Source organism: Carbonicoccus niuqiaonis, from assembly GCF_050157065.1.
In the GTDB taxonomy this organism is placed as follows: domain Bacteria; phylum Actinomycetota; class Actinomycetes; order Propionibacteriales; family Propionibacteriaceae; genus Avipropionibacterium.
Map to the genome: position 1 here is coordinate 3,894,292 of NZ_CP189573.1, position 16,803 is coordinate 3,911,094.

At 68.7% G+C, this 16,803-nt stretch carries 14 protein-coding genes; 5 read left to right on the forward strand and 9 right to left on the reverse strand.

Going from position 1 to position 16,803, the window contains the following annotated elements; all coding sequences use genetic code 11:
• Window positions 1-18: 18 nt before the first annotated feature.
• Window positions 19-666, reverse strand: coding sequence for a Type 1 glutamine amidotransferase-like domain-containing protein (locus tag ACQBAU_RS17750; protein WP_465255396.1), 648 nt, complete (start codon window positions 664-666; stop codon window positions 19-21).
• A gap of 7 nt (window positions 667-673) precedes the next feature.
• On the reverse strand, window positions 674-1,885 hold the full coding sequence (locus ACQBAU_RS17755) for a DEAD/DEAH box helicase (protein WP_434549714.1): 1,212 nt from the start codon (window positions 1,883-1,885) through the stop codon (window positions 674-676).
• Between ACQBAU_RS17755 and ACQBAU_RS17760 the strand changes: the two genes are divergently transcribed.
• Window positions 1,835-2,626 carry a hypothetical protein gene (locus ACQBAU_RS17760; protein ID WP_465255395.1) on the forward strand — a complete coding sequence of 264 codons (792 nt, stop codon included), beginning with the start codon at window positions 1,835-1,837 and terminating at the stop codon, window positions 2,624-2,626. The genes ACQBAU_RS17755 and ACQBAU_RS17760 overlap by 51 nt on opposite strands.
• A 164-nt stretch (window positions 2,627-2,790) precedes the next feature.
• On the opposite strand, the gene ACQBAU_RS17765 is transcribed toward ACQBAU_RS17760, so the two are convergent.
• Window positions 2,791-4,092 (reverse strand): glycoside hydrolase family 1 protein, encoded by a 1,302-nt coding sequence (locus tag ACQBAU_RS17765; protein WP_465255394.1) that lies wholly within the window; start codon window positions 4,090-4,092, stop codon window positions 2,791-2,793.
• Between the two features lie 171 nt (window positions 4,093-4,263).
• Between ACQBAU_RS17765 and ACQBAU_RS17770 the strand changes: the two genes are divergently transcribed.
• The gene (locus ACQBAU_RS17770; protein ID WP_434549717.1) at window positions 4,264-5,019 is read left to right on the forward strand and encodes an SDR family NAD(P)-dependent oxidoreductase; all 756 of its coding nucleotides are present in this window, start codon (window positions 4,264-4,266) and stop codon (window positions 5,017-5,019) included.
• Window positions 5,020-5,296: 277 nt separating this feature from the next.
• Here ACQBAU_RS17770 and ACQBAU_RS17775 read toward each other — a convergent pair whose 3' ends face one another.
• The gene (locus ACQBAU_RS17775; protein WP_465255393.1) at window positions 5,297-6,112 is read right to left on the reverse strand and encodes a ribokinase; all 816 of its coding nucleotides are present in this window, start codon (window positions 6,110-6,112) and stop codon (window positions 5,297-5,299) included.
• A 6-nt stretch (window positions 6,113-6,118) separates the two neighbouring features.
• A complete protein-coding gene (gene cnbZ, locus ACQBAU_RS17780) occupies window positions 6,119-6,898 on the reverse strand; it encodes a 2-amino-5-chloromuconate deaminase CnbZ (RefSeq protein ID WP_434549719.1) in 780 nt (259 codons plus the stop codon).
• 84 nt (window positions 6,899-6,982) lie between these two features.
• Here cnbZ and ACQBAU_RS17785 point away from each other — a divergent pair, with 84 nt between their 5' ends.
• Genes ACQBAU_RS17785 through ACQBAU_RS17795 form a run of 3 tightly spaced genes read left to right on the forward strand, consistent with a single transcriptional unit; the run spans window position 6,983 to window position 10,784 of the window.
• Entirely contained in the window at window positions 6,983-8,377 is a 1,395-nt protein-coding gene (locus ACQBAU_RS17785; RefSeq protein WP_434549720.1) for a sigma 54-interacting transcriptional regulator, read from the forward strand.
• A 25-nt stretch (window positions 8,378-8,402) separates the two neighbouring features.
• The gene (locus ACQBAU_RS17790; RefSeq protein ID WP_465255392.1) at window positions 8,403-10,358 is read left to right on the forward strand and encodes a VWA domain-containing protein; all 1,956 of its coding nucleotides are present in this window, start codon (window positions 8,403-8,405) and stop codon (window positions 10,356-10,358) included.
• 57 nt (window positions 10,359-10,415) lie between these two features.
• Entirely contained in the window at window positions 10,416-10,784 is a 369-nt protein-coding gene (locus ACQBAU_RS17795) for a hypothetical protein (RefSeq protein ID WP_465255391.1), read from the forward strand.
• Between the two features lie 154 nt (window positions 10,785-10,938).
• On the opposite strand, the gene ACQBAU_RS17800 is transcribed toward ACQBAU_RS17795, so the two are convergent.
• From ACQBAU_RS17800 to ACQBAU_RS17815, 4 genes are all read right to left on the reverse strand, one after another.
• Window positions 10,939-12,633, reverse strand: coding sequence for a DUF222 domain-containing protein (locus tag ACQBAU_RS17800; protein WP_465259519.1), 1,695 nt, complete (start codon window positions 12,631-12,633; stop codon window positions 10,939-10,941).
• A 543-nt stretch (window positions 12,634-13,176) separates the two neighbouring features.
• A complete protein-coding gene (locus ACQBAU_RS17805) occupies window positions 13,177-14,115 on the reverse strand; it encodes a carbohydrate ABC transporter permease (protein WP_434549723.1) in 939 nt (312 codons plus the stop codon).
• A complete protein-coding gene (locus tag ACQBAU_RS17810) occupies window positions 14,112-15,116 on the reverse strand; it encodes an ABC transporter permease (RefSeq protein WP_465257005.1) in 1,005 nt (334 codons plus the stop codon). Before ACQBAU_RS17810 ends, ACQBAU_RS17805 begins: the two co-directional genes overlap by 4 nt.
• Window positions 15,117-16,742 carry a type 2 periplasmic-binding domain-containing protein gene (locus tag ACQBAU_RS17815; protein ID WP_465257004.1) on the reverse strand — a complete coding sequence of 542 codons (1,626 nt, stop codon included), beginning with the start codon at window positions 16,740-16,742 and terminating at the stop codon, window positions 15,117-15,119.
• Window positions 16,743-16,803: the final 61 nt, after the last annotated feature.

Sequence of the window (16,803 nt, forward strand, 5' to 3'; positions counted from 1 at the left end):
TGAGCGGAGTGTCCCCGATCAGTCATGCACTCCCGAAAGGACTGTTGACCCGGCGCCGTCGACCACGAGCACCTCGCCGTCCCGCAGGGCCCAGTAGGGCTGACCTTCTCGGTCGTACTGGGCGGCGACCTCACCGAGCAGTCGGGTCTCCGGATGCTCGGGTGAATCCAGGTGCGGGACCACGGGACGGTCCAACACCCCGAGCCCGTCACGGCGCACGGCACCGTAGGCAGCCATGCAGTCCTCGACCGGGTCACACAGTTCCAGGCCGGCCAGGGACGGTGCCAGCACGCATGGACCGGCGCTGAAGCCCGCGTAGACGAAGGCATCCCGGTGCAGGCCAGCCACGATCAGGCGATCCATCCCCGAGCGGGCCAAGGCCATCCGGAGCGTGAAGACGTTGCCGCCTCGCACCCAGAGGAAGTCGGGTTGACCGACGGCCTCGGCGATGGATGACGGATCGTGCTCGCGCAGGTCGAGATCGGCCGCCTCGAGTCCCAGTTCGCCGAGCGCAGCCATCTGAACCAAGCTGTCGCGTCGGCGACGTTCCTCGTCGTACCCGTCCAACGCGTTCATGATCACCAGGCCGCGGCCACGGCCACCCACCAGTTGGGCGAGCACCTGCGCGTGGTCGCCCAGTTGATAGGAGGAGAGATAGAGCCGCATGCGCGGGTCACTCCCAGATGACGGCCCCGCCGGGCTCGACCGGGGTCATCTCGGCCGACACCTCGGCGGTCTGCAGCATGTGCGCCAGCTTGCGGCGCCGGTTCCGCGGGATCAGCGTGACGACCCGTCCGCTGCGCCCGGCACGACCCGTCCGACCGGCGCGGTGCAGGTAGGTCTTCGGGTCGTCGGGCATGTCGGCCTGGACGACCAAGGAGATGTCGTCGAGGTGGATGCCGCGGGCGGCGACGTCGGTGGCGACGAGCACCTGCTTGCGACCCGACGACAGCTTCGCCAGGTTCTGCGTGCGGCGGGCCTGGGTCAGGTTGCCGTGCAGGCTGGTCGCCTTGATGCCGGCGTCCTCCAGGTCGTCGGCCAGCCGCTCGGCGTACGCACGGGTGCGGGCGAACACCAGGATCGGGCCGGGCACAGAGGCCAGCTCGAGCAGGACCTCACCCTTGTCGCGCTGCTCCACGACCAGGACGTGGTGCTCGATCGTGGCGGTCGACTGGTCCTCGTCGGCCATCTTGGCGATGAACGGTTCGCGGAGGAACTCGGTGACCAGGTCGTCGACCTGCTTGTCGAGGGTCGCGGAGAACAACAGCCGCTGGCCGTCGGGCCGACAGCCACGCCAGATTCGCTGCACGGGCTCGAGGAACCCGAACTCCGACATCAGGTCGGCCTCGTCGAGCACGGTGATCTCGACCTCGGACAGGTCCAGGTGGCCCTGCTCGATCAGGTCCTCGATGCGGCCGGGGGTGCCGATCACGATGTCGACCCCACGCTGCAGGGCCGACACCTGCTTGAACTGCCGGACGCCGCCGAAGATCTGCACGGTGTAGAGCCCGGCCGCGCGGGCCAGCGGCTGCACCGTTCGGTCGATCTGCTGGGCGAGTTCGCGGGTCGGGGCCAGGATCAGCGCGCGTGGCTTGCGTCCGTACGTCTTGCCGCCCTTGCCCTTGGGCTGGGTGGTGCTCTGCGCGATCCGCTGCACGAGGGGGGCACCGAACGCGATGGTCTTGCCCGAGCCGGTACGGCCACGGCCCAGTACGTCGCGGCCGGCCAGCACCTCGGGGACGGTGACGGCCTGGATCGGGAACGGGTGCTCGGCACCCAGCTTGGCGAGCGCGTCGATCAGGTTGCCCTCGAGGCCGAGCTCGGCGAACCCGAGATGGGCCACCTCGTCGGCAGCGACCTCGACCGCCTCGAGCGGTGCGTGCACGACGGCCTCGGCGTGGTGATCACGGCGCGGCTCGGCCGAGCGGGGCCGGTCGTCACGATCGAAACGCGCCGGCCGGTCATTGCGCGGGCGGTCATTGCGCGGGCGATCATCACGATCGAAGCGTGCCGGACGCTCATTGCGCGGGCGGTCATTGCGCGGGCGATCATCACGATCGAAGCGTGCCGGGCGGTCGTTGCGGGACCGGTCGTTGCGGGGACGATCGTCGCGGCTGTAGCGCGCCGGACGTCCCCCGCGATCGTCACGGTCATGACGGGGACGCTCATCACGGTCGAAGCGCGGTCGATCGTTGCGGTCCGAGCGCGCCGGACGATCGTCCCGCTCGAAGCGCGGCCGGTCACGGCGATCCTGGCGATCGTTTCGGGGACGATCGTCACGGCCGTAACGGGAGGGCCGGTCGTCGCGGTCGAACCGCGGGCGATCCCGGCGCTCGTTGCGATCACTGCGCTCCGAGCGTGCCGGACGATCGTCACGCTCGAAGCGGGAGGGCCGACCGGAGCGCTGCCGGTCGCTGTGCTCAGCGCGCTCGAAACGGGCGGGGCGATCCTCCCGCTCGAACCGTGCCGGGCGCCCGGAGCGGTCGTTCGACCTGGCGGGGCCGGCGTTGCGAGCCCGCTTCTTGGCGGCGGACCAGCGGTCCTTGGACTTCGGGGTGCGCCGGGCGCGGGCAGGCTCGGAAGAATGGGAAGGTTGGGCCGACATGGCGGGATCCGTTCTGGATGACGTACGGCGTGCAGGTCCAAACACCACACGCGCACAAGGATGAACCGGGATTCAATGGACAGGGAAGGTCTGCCCACTCGGTCCACACGTTCGGCACCACGGGCAACTGCTCCAGCGTACGGGAGATCCGGCCGCGACGCGAATCGGCGGTAGGACGGGCCCGTTCAGAGCCGCGGGTTCCGGCTGAGGTGCCACTCCGTCTTCGGGTAGTACTGGTGACGGACCCACCGGTCGTACATCGTCTCGGTCACCCCGCGGTTGGCGATGATCTCGGCGAAGAACCGACCCGACTCCTTGATGGTCCGCGCCTTGCTGGCGTGGTCGAGGTGGACCAGCCCGAACCGGGGCACCGATCCCTCGTCCCACTCCCAGTTGTCGATGAAGCACCAGTGGTAGTAGCGCTCGATCGGCAACTCCGACTCGACGATCGCCCGAAGATGATCATGGATGTAGCGGCTGCGGAAACGATCATGGTTGTCGCAGGTGCCGTTCTCGGTGATCCAGATCGGTCCGGGGAAGTTGCGGTTCGCCCAGCGGGCGACCTGCACCAGACCGGCCGGCATGATCTCCCAGCCGAGGTCGTTGACGGGGACACCCTCGGCGGTGCCGTCGTCGAAGCGGGTGATCGTCGACTGGGTGTAGTAGTTGATCCCCACGACGTCGTAGTACTTGCCGGGCGAGATCCCGCGGGGCCGCTTCAACGGGTACGGGAAGACGCCCGTGCACATGGCCTCGGCGATGACCTCCTGGAACAGGTACTGCAGCATCCGAGCCAACCCGAGGTGCCACGGACTCCACGGCAGCGCCGGCTTGAACGTGCGCAGGTGGAACGCCACGCCGACCGTCGCGTCCGGCTGCAGTTCGTGGATCAGTTCGTAGGCAAGGATGTGAGCGGTCGCCAGCCGGTTGAACACCCGCACCACCGACGCCCAGTTGTGCGTTCCCGGCGGCCACAGGCCGGTGAAGTACGACCCGGTCACATAGACGTTCGGCTCGTTGATCGTGATCCAGTCCTGCACCAGGTCGGCCAGCTCGGTGACCACGTAGCGCACGTGGCGCAGGAAGTGGGTGACCCCGTCCGCGTGCTCGAAGCCACCGATGCTCTCGAACCAGCTCGGATGGCTGAAGTGGTGCAGGGTCACCAGCGGACGGATGCCACGTCGCCGCAGCTCGGTCAGCTCGGCCCGGTAGTGCTCCAGTGCCACCGGGTCGTGTTGCCCCTGCAGGGGTTCCAGCCGACTCCACTCGATGCTCATCCGGTAGTGCCGGATGCCGAGTTCGTCGAGCAGTTCGATGTCGGACGCCCACACCTCCCAGTGGTTGCCCGCGGTGTCAGGACTCGACCGGTCCTTGATGTGGCCCCGCTGGGCCCAGTCGTACCAGTTGTTGTTGCGGTCGCCACCCTCGATCTGGGTCGCCGCGGTCGAGACGCCCAGAGCCAGGTCGCCGAGCGAGAAGCCGGTCATCGATCCCCTTCCGCCGGCGTCACCGGTCCGGCGACATCCAGTGCACATTGTCGCGCCACCACGATGCGGCCCGACCACCGGGTCCGCCGCGTGTCACGGCATGATGTCCCAGACGCTCGCCGGACGGCCGTCGAGCCCGTCGAGACGGCTCGATCGAAGGGAAGCAGCACTGTGACCACCACCACCGAGTTCGCCGAGCTCACCGCCATCGTCACCGGAGGTGCCTCCGGCATCGGGCTCGCCGTCGCTGACGAGTTGGCCGACCGCGGCGCGCGGGTCGCCGTACTCGACCTGAATCCGGCACCCGGCGACCGGCACCTGTCGGTGAGCTGCGACGTCTCCGACACCGCCTCGGTCGAGGCCGCCGTGACCCGCGTGGTCGCCGAATTCGGTCGGCTGGACATCGTGATCAACAACGCCGGCATCGGGGCCGCCGGTACGGTCGCCGACAACGACGAGGCCGAATGGGTGAAGGTGCTGCAGGTCAACGTGGGCGGCATCGTGCGCGTCACCAGTGCCGCCCTGCCCCATCTGCGACAGTCGCCGGCGGCCGCCATCGTCAACACCTCGTCGATCGCCGCGACCACCGGGCTGCCGCAGCGTGCGCTGTACTCCGCGTCGAAGGGAGCCGTGCTGTCCCTCACCCGTGCGATGGCGATGGACCACCTGCCCGAGGGGATCCGGGTCAACTGCGTCTCCCCCGGCACTGCCGACACCCCATGGGTCGGACGCCTGCTCGACGCCGCCCCGGACCCGGCGGCAGAACGCGCGGCCCTCGCCGCCCGGCAACCGCACGGCCGGCTGGTCTCGGCCGACGAGGTCGCCAAGGCGGTGGCCTACCTGGCCTCGCCGTCCAGCACCTCCACCGTCGGGGTCAGCCTGGCCGTCGACGGTGGGATGGACGTGCTGCGGCCGCGGATCGGTTGAGGCCGGTCAGCGACTGCGGTCTGTTGATCTGAACCGGACAACCCACAACTGGCCACCAGAAGGAGTGGGGTTGCCCTCAGCAACCACGTCCTCAGAGATTTGTATTCTCAACTGCTCCCGCAATGTGTCGACCAGAGCCCTGGGATGTGAAACGGGTCTATCGACCTCTACTTCAATGGTCTGGCAGCCTTCGCGTGATTCGTGACTGCGGATCTCGAGGTTCACATCAATCCTCCACGGCAGTATGACGGCGTGTCCCACACCTTGATCTGAGACACTACAGCGGTTGCGCTCCCCCATGCCGTACGCATTCTGCTGCGGCCGCCGTGGCGGCTCGCATCGCCTGCTCCGGCCCGTCACCCAGTGCCAGCCGGGCGGCGAGCGTACCGACGTAGGCGTCCCCGGCCCCGGTGGTGTCTACCACCTCGGTCGACTCAGCCGGCACCATGACCTCGCCCCAGGTCGATCCTTCGGCACCGGAGGTGACCAACAGGCTGCCTGCCCGGAGCCCGGCGGCGAGCAGGGCCGCGTGCTCGGACTCGTTGACCACCACCGGATCGCAGCGGTCGAGCACCGCGGCCGGCAAATCGGCGTACGGGGCCAGGTTGCCGACGACCCTGGCACCCCGGTCGGCGGCGATCCGGGTCGCCTCGATCACCACGGGCACCGGCACCTCGAGTGAGAACAGCACCACGTCCGCCGCGCTCGAGGACTTGATCACCGCGAGGTCGTCGACACCAAGTTGATCATTGGCACCCGGGGAGATGATGATCATGTTCTCCCCGGCATCGTCGACACTGATCACCGCGGTCCCGGTCGGCCGGTCGGGGTGGACCCGCACCGAGCCGACGTCGACACCGTACGCCGAAAGCCTTGCCAGGTAGGCGTTCCCGGGTCCGTCGTCACCGACCGCGCCGACCATGGAGACCCGCGCCCCTGCCCGTACGGCGGCGATCGCCTGATTGGCTCCCTTGCCGCCGAAGGCGCGTTCGATCGGACCGGCCAGCACCGTCTCGCCCGAGGTGGGGTGGTGCGGCACCGACAGCCGCAGGTCCTGGTTGAGCGACCCGACGACCAGTACTCGACCGGACATGGTGACTCAGACCGCGGCGGGCTCGAGCACCAACTCGGTCCCGATGCGCCGGCAGTCCATCTCGTACTCCAGGTCGATGATCGGCGGCGCACACAACTGCCAGGTCACCGGTCGACCGGTCACGGGGTGGACCTCGGTGCTGACCACGGATCCGACATCACGGACGCTGTAGACGTGGGTGCCGGTGACCTGTGACCAGTCGGTGCCGAGCAGCTTCAGCCGGCGACCCATCTCGCCGACCACCCAGTGCCCCTTCCTGGCCAGCCCGGCCGGCGACACGTCACCGCGTGACTCGATGTGGTCGGTGTAGCTGCCCTTGCCCTCCTTGACCTCGGCGCTGCCCGACACCACGAACGTCCGGTCCAGCCCGGCCAGGGCGACGGCCTCGCCGTTCTCGAGCCGCCGGGCGTACCCGAACGCGTACACCGACACGTCCTCGGGCGGATCCTGCACCGGCACGACCATGCTGCGGGCGACCGGGCTGCCGACGGCGGTGTCGATGTCGAGCTGGTCGAGCGAGGCCAGGTAGCGGCGGTTGTAGTCGGCGAAGCCCTCGTCGGTGAGCTGCTCGGGGGAGCGCAGCTCGACCGAGCACAACGCGCCGCCGGCCAGCCCCAGCGTCGTCAGGTAGGCACTGATCAGCTCGAACGCGAGGTCGTGCGGCAGCGATTCGGCCAGCCGTACGCGGGTGATCGCATGACCGGGCCGGGCGATCACCCCCACCGAGTACTGGCCGACCCCGGGCAGGTAGTCGTAGCCGTGTCCGGTGTCGACCGGTGCCGTCATGTTCACTCCTCAGTCAGCCGTGCAGGTCCACACGCTAGCCGCAGGGTGGCCCACCGGCCTTGGCACCCCGCGTAGTTTGGGCACGTGAGCAGAACCGAGCCTCCCGAGATCACCACCGTGGCAGAGCTCCGGGCCGCCGGGCACACCCAACGGGGGCTGCGCGAGGAGATCCGCGACAACCTGATCAACAAGCTGGCCGCCGGAGAGGATCCGTGGCCCGGGCTGCACGGCTTCACCGACACCGTGCTGCCGCAGGTCGAGCGGGCCCTGCTCGCCGGCCACGACATCGTGCTGCTCGGCGAACGGGGTCAGGGCAAGACCCGACTGTTGCGCAGCCTGGTCGGCCTGCTCGACGAGTGGACGCCGGTGATCGCCGACACCGAACTCGGCGAGCACCCGTACGACCCGATCACCCCCGAAGGCAGGCGGCTGGCTGCCGATCAGGGGGACGACCTGCGCATCAGTTGGCGGCACCGCGACGACCGGTACGCCGAGAAGCTCGCCACCCCCGACACCTCGGTCGCCGACCTGGTCGGCGACGTCGACCCGATGAAGGTGGCCGCCGGCCGACACCTGGGCGACCCGGAGACGATCCACTACGGACTGATCCCGCGGACCCACCGCGGCATCGTGGCGATCAACGAGCTGCCCGATCTGGCCGAACGCATCCAGGTCGCGATGTTGAACGTGATGGAGGAACGCGACATCCAGATCCGCGGGTACGCGCTCCGGCTGCCGCTCGACGTGCTGGTGGTGGCCAGCGCCAACCCGGAGGACTACACCAACCGCGGCCGCATCATCACCCCGCTGAAGGACCGGTTCGGTGCCGAGATCCGCACCCACTATCCGCTCGAGGTGGCCGACGAGGTCGCGATGATCAGCCAGGAGGCGCAGCTGGTCGCCGAGGTGCCGGACCACCTGTTGGAGATCCTGGCCCGGTTCACCCGCAACCTGCGCGATTCCGCCCAGGTCAACCAACGCTCGGGCGTCTCGGCCCGCTACACCATCGCCGGCGCCGAGACGGTTGCTGCCGCGGCGCTGCACCGGGCGACGGTGCTCGGTGAACCGCAGGCGGTCGCCCGGGTGGTCGACCTGGCCGCGGCCGTCCCGGTGCTGGCGGGCAAGATCGAGTGGGAGTCCGGGCAGGAGGGCCGGGAGGCCGACGTCACCGACCACCTGCTGCGGTTGGCGGTCGCCGAGACGGCCCGCCATCGGCTGCGGGGACTCGACCTCGGACCGGTGATCGACGCGATGGCCGACGGGGCCGAGGTCGTCACCGGCCCGCGGGTCGGTGCGACCGCGTTGCTCGACTCGCTGCCCGAGACCGGCGACGGCACCTTCGCCCACATCGCCGAACTGCTGGACGCCGAGGGCCCCGGGCAGCAGGCCGCTGCGGTCGAGCTGGCCCTGGAGGCGCTCTACCTCGCCCGCCGGGTCGCCAAGGACGACGCCGACGACGGCACCAGCACGTACGGCTGATCGAGGACCGACCGAGGAGTTGATCATGGACCGGTGGGGGCGACGTCGTTCCCGGTACCGCCGCTTCCACGGTGGTCCGGATCCGCTCGCGCCGCCGGTCGACCCGACGGAGGCGTTGCGGGCGATCGCCGACGACGTGATGGCCGGCCGCTCCCCCGAGGCGGCCCTGCGGGAGTACCTGCGCCGCGGCGACCGGCCTGGTCGGGGGTTGGACGACCTGGCCGCCCGGCTCAACCGGCAGCGCCGTCAGCACCTCGACCGGAACCGACTCGGCGGCACCCTCGACGAGGTACGTGAACTGCTCGACCGGGCCGTGCTGACCGAACGCCGGCAGCTGGCCCGCGACCTGGACGACGACGCCCGGTTCGCCGAACTGCAGTTGGCCGAACTCCCCGACTCCACGGCGGCCGCCGTACGGGACCTCGCCGACTACCGGTGGCGGAGCCCGGAGGCCGAGGCCACGTACCGCCAGATCGGTGACCTGCTGGGCCGAGAGGAGCTCGACCAGAGGTTCGCCGGGATGAAGCAGGCGCTGGAGAACGCCGACGATGCCGACCGGGCAGCGGTGTCGAAGATGCTCACGGACCTGAACGGCCTGCTCGCCGCCCATGCCCGCGGGGAGGACACTGCCGCCCGGTTCGCGGCGTTCATGGCCGATCACGGCCACCTGTTCCCGGAAAACCCGCGGACCGTCGAGGAGTTGATCGACGCCCTCGCGGCCCGGGCGGCCGCAGCGCAACGGATGCGGCAGTCGATGTCGCCCGAGCAGCGGGCCGAGCTGGACGCCTTGGCCCAGCAGGCGTTCGGCACCCCCGAACTCACCCAGCAGTTGGCCGAGCTCGACGCCACATTGCAGGGGTTGCGGCCCGACGCCGGGTGGGGCGAGTCGGAACAGTTCGGCGGCGACCAACCGCTCGGGTCGGGTGAGGCGACCTCGGTGCTGGCCGAGCTCGCCGAACTGGATGCCCTGTCGGAACAGTTGGCGCAGAACCACGCCGGTGCCCGGACCGACGACATCGATCTTGATCTTGTCGAGCGACACCTCGGCAGCGAGGCGGTGGTGACCGCGCAGACCCTCGCCGAGATCGAACGGATGCTCCGCAACGAGGGCCTCTTGGTGAGCGACGCCCAGGGCGGGCTGCAGTTGTCCCCGGCGGCGATGCGGCAGCTCGGCCGTACCCTGCTCGGCGACGTCACCGACCGGCTCGCCGGCCGCACCGGCCAGCGGGACGTACGCCAGGGCGGACTCGCCGGGGAGCCGAGCGGCGCCACCCGGGCCTGGGAGTTCGGCGACACCCAGTCGTGGGACGTGTCGCGGACGCTGATGAACGCACGACTGCGACGCGCCGCCGATCCGGGAGCGCCGGAGCTGGCGCTGGACGACATCGAGGTGGTCGAGACCGAGGCGCGGACCCGGGCGGCCGTGGCGTTGCTGGTCGACACCTCGTTCTCGATGGCGATGGAAGGCCGGTGGGTCCCGATGAAGCGGACCGCGCTGGCCCTGCACCACCTGATCAGTACGCGGTTCCGCAACGATGCGTTGGAGTTGATCACCTTCTCCCGGTATGCCCAGGTCACCGATGTCGCGCAGCTGACCGGCCTGCCACCGCAGCACAACCTGCAGGGCACGAACCTCCACCACGCACTGCTGCTGGCAAACCGGTTCTTCGCGAGCAACCCGACCGCGCAACCGGTGCTGCTGGTGGTGACCGACGGTGAGCCGACCGCCCACCTCGAACCCGACGGGGAGGCCTTCTTCTGGTACCCGCCGTTGCCGGAGACGATCGCCGCCGCGGTGACCGAGCTCGACGAGGCGACCCGACGCCGTACCCGGATCACCATCTTCCGGCTCGGCCACGAACCGGCGCTGGTGGAGTTCTGTGACCAGCTCGCCCGGCGCAGTGGCGGAAAGGTCGTCGCACCAGAGGTCGACGACCTTGACGAGGCCGTCGTGGCCAGCTACCTGCGGCGATTCGAGTGAGGTCGACAGGAAATATCCGGATGACATCCGCCGTCGGGGTCTGGTGCAGTGGCGTGCGTGATCCCCGCTGACTGGATTCCTTACCACCGCACCGATGACGACGAGCTGATCGGCTATCTGCAGCCCACCGCGAACGGGGACCTGCTGCCCGTGACGCTGTTCGGCCACCCCCTGGCCGACGAGGGCGGTGAGGAGTGGTGGGCCGCCGACGTCCTCGAGGGCCTGGGCCTGTCCTACCTCGCCGACACCTGGGAGCTGAGGGGTGACGACGGCTCGTGGAGCCGGGTGGTGATCAACGAATGCGACCGGGAGCGGATCGTCGTCGCAAACGCCGACTTCGCCAAGCTCGTCGACCGGCCGAGTGAGATGTACGGAGACCGCGTCACCCTGCCCGTACCGACCGATCGGCTCCGCCCTCGGCAGTGACCGGGCCGAACGCTCGTGAGGGCAGGCTGGCAGCCCGGCTCACCGTGTGATCGTTCGGTGAGCCGGGCTCAAGGGGTACGGCCGCCCGGGCCCGCCTGCTTGGCCTGGGCCCGGCGGTCACTGGTCGTGCCCGGTGACACCTGGTCGTGCCGGGTCATTCGGGCGTGGCGGTGTTCCACACGGCCTGGGCAAAGCTGGTGGTGCCGAGTGGGTGTGTGCCGTTGTGGTCGACCAGGTAGATGTGGCCGTGGGGCGCCCGGAACAACAGTGTGCCGGGCTCGGGTTGTCGACGCGACCAGTCACCGTGGGTCACCAATCGGTGCTCCAGCCGGGACAGCGGGGCCAGGTTGGCGATCCGGGTCTGCCCGGGACCACAACCGGGCCGGTAGGGGATGGTGTGGTCGAGGTCGAGTCGTCCGCGGCTCGCGGCGAACGGGAAGCTGCTGACGGGTTGCCGGAGCCGCATGTGGTCGCGCATTGCTTGGGGGATCTCGTACGCGTCGACCGGGGTGAGTCCGGCGGGGAGGTCGATGACGGGCCGCAAGAGGATGGTGCAGTCACCCAACCAGGCGCGCACCTGTTCGGCTGCCTGTGGGCCGATGCCTTCGGTGCGGGCGACACCGGTGCCGGTGCGGACGGTCTGCTCAGCCAGATGCAGGTTCAGCAGGACGCGGGGCCGGAGCTTGGCCGGGTCGAGCCGTCGCACGGCGGCGATGATCTCGGCCTCGGTCAACGGCCGACCCGGGGTGCACGGATGTTCCGGACCGTCGGGGTCGGGCAGGTCAGGCTCTGGCGGTTCCGGGGCGTCGAACAGATCCGGGTCGTCGTCGTCACCCGCACCGCTGTCCGTGCCGGCAGTGTCCTTGTCGTCCGTGTCCGGTGCAGCCGTGTCCGGTCCAGCAGTGTCGGTTCCAGCAGTGTCGGTTCCAGTAGTGTCGGTTCCAGCAGTGTCCGGTCCAGCAGTGTCCGGTCCAGCAGTGTCGGTTCCGGCTTCTTCGCCGGCGACGGGTGTGGTGAGGAGTTGGATGGCTCGCGCGGGGTGGGCGAGCAGGCCGAGCGCGGTGGCGCGGCGGTTGTCCTTGCTCGACTCGTCACCCTGAGCGGCGAGGAGGTCGGCGAGTCGGTCGATGATCGCGTCGAGCCAGATCCCGGCGGCGGCATCGACCCGGGCGTAGACGGTGGTGAGGCCGTGGTCGTCGGCCTGGCCGACATGGACCTTCTTGTCGGCCTTCCCGACCAGGTCGGCGAGCTGGGCGGCGCGTTCGGGGTTCGCTTCGATGATTGCCGCGTCGACCAGTGCTTGGAGCCGTCCCCACGGGAGCCGACCGAGCAGGTCGGCGATCGCGGCATCGACAAATGCGGCTTCGTGCTTGGTCAGGTGGCGGGTGGCTTGGGCGATCCGGCGGGCCTGCCACGCCTCGATCTCGGTCTCACAGATCCGTGACCACAAGCGTGGGAGCCGGTGCCGCAGATCCAGCGCGTCCCCGATCAGCCGGGCCCCGGCCCAACTGGACGAGTGCAGCTGTGCGGCGAGCTCCGTAGCGGCGAACTCCGCCACCAGCGGGGTGCCGTCCCCACCCAACTGCACGGCCCGCTCCGCCCCCGGCACCACGCCCGCCGCCGTCGTGGTGGGGAGGGTTTCGCCGGGATGGAGGTCAGCCCAATCGGTCGCACTGATCAGCTCGTTGCACTGGGTCGCCATCCGCAGCCGACGACTGCCGGTCAGCTGACTGACCACCAGTTCCGGGGTCAACGGTGGCAACCGGGGCGGTGGTTCGTCGTCGGGCACGTCGTCCCACGGGTCCACCGCATCGAACGGCGCACCACCCTCAGGACCCGAGTATTGCATCACGTGTTCGATACTAGACGTCGCCGCCGACAAGAATTGACGGAACACTCACAGCACCGCCGAACGTGCCTCCTCCGTGCTCCCCGGACCGCCATCAGGAGAGGGCGGGCGAGCGTGCTGGATCACCCGGTTAGCATCGGAAGGACCACGACCCGAGGAGTGACTCATGTGCCAACCGGTTCCCTGTGACCAGTGCGAGAAGACGACGTGGGCCGGCTGCGGCGACCACATCGATCAGGTCAAGGCTCAGGTGCCGCCCGAGGACTGGTGCCCCGGCCACGAAGGACAGTGACAACGAAGGGCAGTCACAACCTGGGCACTGACACAACCCGGCCAACCGACACAGCCGCGCCCGGTCGCCTGAGGGTTCGGTCGGCCGCCACGACGTCGGGGTGTGGTCGGGCGTTGGGCCGGCTCCCCCGAGCCTGCGAGGGGGACCGGCCCGGGCGGGACGTCGTGGCCGCCGACCGGACACGGACCCGACCCCAAGGGTCTTCGACAAGTTTAGGGGTTGAGCTCAGGGGGCTTTGAGCTCAAGAGGCGTCAGCCCTTCACGGCCCCGGTCAGCACACCCTTGGCGAAGTGCCGCTGCAGGAACGGGTAGACACACAGGATCGGGACCACCGAGACGACCAAAATCGCCATCTGGATGGACGCCTGGGGTGGCACCAGTTCGCTACTGGTGGCGCCGAGTTCGCTGGCACCGATCTGGGTGTCGTCGACCACGTACGTACGCAGCACCAGCTGCAACGGCCACTTGCTCTGGTCGTCGATGTACAACAGCGCGTTGAAGAACGCGTTCCAGTAGCCGACGGCGTAGAACAGCCCGATCACCGCCAGCACCGCCTTCGACAACGGCAGCACGATGAACCCGAAGATCTGCCAGTCGTTCGCGCCGTCGATCCGGGCACTCTCGGTGACCTGGTCGGGCAGGTTGGTGAAGAAGGTGCGCAGCACGATCACGTTGAACCCCGACACCATGGTCGGGATGATCAACGCCCACAGGCTGTTCAGCAGCCCGAACTGCTTCACCGTCAGGTACATCGGGATCATCCCGGGTGAGAACAGCATCCCGATCAGCACGATCATCAGGATCGGCTTGGCGAGCGGGAACGATCGTTGCGCCAACGCGTACGCCATCAGGCACGATGCGGTCAGGCTGAGCAGGGTGCCGCCGATGGTGACCACGGCCGAGACCAGCAGCGCCTGGGTGACCACCCCGCCGGCGAACAACGCCTTGTACGAGTCGAACTGGACACCCTCGGGGATCAGCACCAGTCCGCCCGCCTGCTGCACCTGACGGGCCGGGGCGATGCTGGTCGACAGCACGCCGAGGAACGGGATCAGCACCGCCAGGCAGAAGATCGCCAGCACCACGACCTTCAGCAGTTGCTCGATCGGACCGGCCGCCGGTACGCCGTGGATGAGGCGCCGCCTGCGACGCCGCCGGACCTCGGGATCGGATTCGGTACGGGTGCTCATTTCTGGTAGACCCCTGCCTCGCCGAAGATGTGGGCGACCTTGTTGGCACCGAGCACGAGGACCACGCCGACCACGCCCTTGGCGAGTCCGATGGCGGCGGCGATGCCCCAGTTGCCGTCGATGATGCCGTAGTTGTAGACGTAGGTGTCGAGCACTTCCGACACCTGTCTGCCGACCGCTGCCTGCTGCAGGATGATCTGCTCGAAGCCGACGCTGAGCGAGTCACCGAGTCGCAGGATGAACAGCAGGATGATCACGCCACGGATGCCGGGCAGCGTGACGTGCCAGGTCTGTCGCCACCTGCCGGCGCCGTCGACACTCGCCGCCTCGTACAACTCGGAGTTGATCGTGGACAGCGCGGCCAGAAACAGGATGGTGGCCCAGCCGGTGTCCTTCCAGATCACCTGGGAGACGAGCAACGCCCGGAACGTGTCGGAGTTTCCGATGATCGACACCGTCGCGAAGTCGTTCGCGCGCAGGAAGTTGTTGAGCAGCCCGGCCCCTCCCAACATCTGCTGGAACAGGGCGACCACGATCACCCACGACAGGAAGTGCGGGAGGTAGAGCACCGACTGCACGATGTGCTTGACCCGCTCGTGGAACAACGAGTTGAGCATCAACGCCAGCGCGATCGGCGCCGGGAACACCATGACGGCCTGCATGGTGGTCAGGATCAGCGTGTTCGTCAGCGCGTTGAGGAACCGCTGGTCACCGCTGTAGATCACCTCGAAGTTCTCGAACCCCACCCAGTCGCTCTCCAGGATTCCCAGGAACGGCTGGTAGTCCTTGAAGGCGATCACGTTGCCGAGCAGCGGCAGGTAGTGGAAGCACAGCACCACCAACGTGCCCGGCAGCACGAACAGCAGCAGCATCTTGTGGTTGAACAGCCGACGCCACCAGCCGGGGGCCCCGTTGTTCCCACTCGTCGTGCCGGCTCGGGTCGCGTCGGCAACCTTCGAACGACCTGCTGCGGGCCGTTCCATGGTGTCGGTGTCGCTCACTCAGCCACCTGCCTCGCTCGCCGCGAACGCCTCCTCGTACTCCGCGCGCATCGCGTCACCGGTCTCCTGCTGCCACGTCTTGAGCGCGGGAGCGTAGTCACTGACCGGCTGCTTGCCCTGGACGATCTGGTTGACCGTGTCGTTCAGCGCCCCCGACGGACCCGAGGAACTGGTCACCTTGGTCTCGGAGTACAGCCCGTACGAGGCGTCGCGGCTCAACTTCTCGGCCTGCTTGGTCATGATCGCGTGCTGTGTCTCGGGCACCTCGGGCTTGCCGGGGTAGTAGAGCGACATCGGCGCGTCGGTGAAGTACTGGATGCCCAGTCCGACCTCGATCACACCTTCCCGGGTGGGCGTCGGGTCGGTCCCCGCCAACTCGTAGTTGGCACCCTCGGTGCCGTACTTGCGGAACAGGTACTCCTGGGTGCCGAATCCGGCCGCCATCCAGTTGGCCACCTTGAGCAAGGTCTCCACCGAGTGCTCGGAGTCCTTGTTGAACCCGGTGATGCTGTCCAGCGCACTTCCCAGCCAGTTGACCGGCTCGGCACCGGAGGCGAACGGGGCGACGTCGAGCATCCCGACCGCGAACTCTTCGCCTGCGGTGTTTTCGCTGTAGTACTGGTTCCACGCCACGTAGGAGTCGTAGTCGAAGATCACCGTGCCGCCGCCGAACCACTGCTTGCGGGTGGAGGACTTGGCGGTGAACGCGTCGGGGTTGAGGACTCCGGCCTTCAGCAGTTTGACCTGTGCCTCCAGCCCCTGGGCCACCCGCTCGTCCTCCATCCAGTACGTGAACGCGCCGCCCTCCTCCTGCCAGCCGTTGGGGATGCCGAGCATCTGGTAGACGTAGCTGTTGGGCATCCGGGACCACGCCCAGCGGTTGCTCTTGGGCTCGTTGACCTCCTGGCACAGCGCCAGGAACTCCTCGAAGTCCTTCGGCTCGGGATCGTTGATTCCCTTCTCCGCAAGGAGATCGGCGCGATACAACGGCCCGGAGGTCCGCGACATCAGGCGCGGCACCGGGAGGGTGTAGATCCTGCCCTTGGCGACGCAGCCCTTCCAGTACTCCGGCCCGAGGTTCGCCAGGAACGGGTAGTCCGCCACGGCGTCACCGGCCAGGTGCTCGGTCAGGTCCATGCAGGTGGCCTCGAGCAGGTCGGGAAGCCGGGCCGTGCTGTTCGGGATGTTGATCACGTCCGGCAGGTCACCGCTGGCGACCCGCGCCTGGAACTTGGCGGTGTACTGGTCGTTGGGTGCCAACGAGATGTCCAGTGGCGACCCCAGCCTGGTGTCCAGTTCCTGCCAGAACGCGTTCTGCTCCTTGCCGGGTGGCAGGGCCCCCGGGGTGTGCGTCATCAAGGTGATCACCTTGCCGTCGCCCGGCGGCTCCTCGATCGCCTTCACCGGCTCGGCGGGATAGGCCTTGAAGCCGTCCAGCACGATGTCGGTGCCGACGAAGTCGGGGGTGACGCCCTCGTACTTGGTGTACGTCGGCAGCGTGACCGCTGCGTTCTCCTGCTGCTGCTCGGTGCCGCCGCCACCGCTGGACGGCGCACACCCGGCCAGCCACGGTCCCCCGACGGCGAGGGCCGCACTGGCCCCCAGCAATCCTCGTCGATCCACCATCTCGTGTTCCTTCCCCGGCGCTGGGCTGGTTGAACGTTGCTCGGCAACCATGACATAGTAC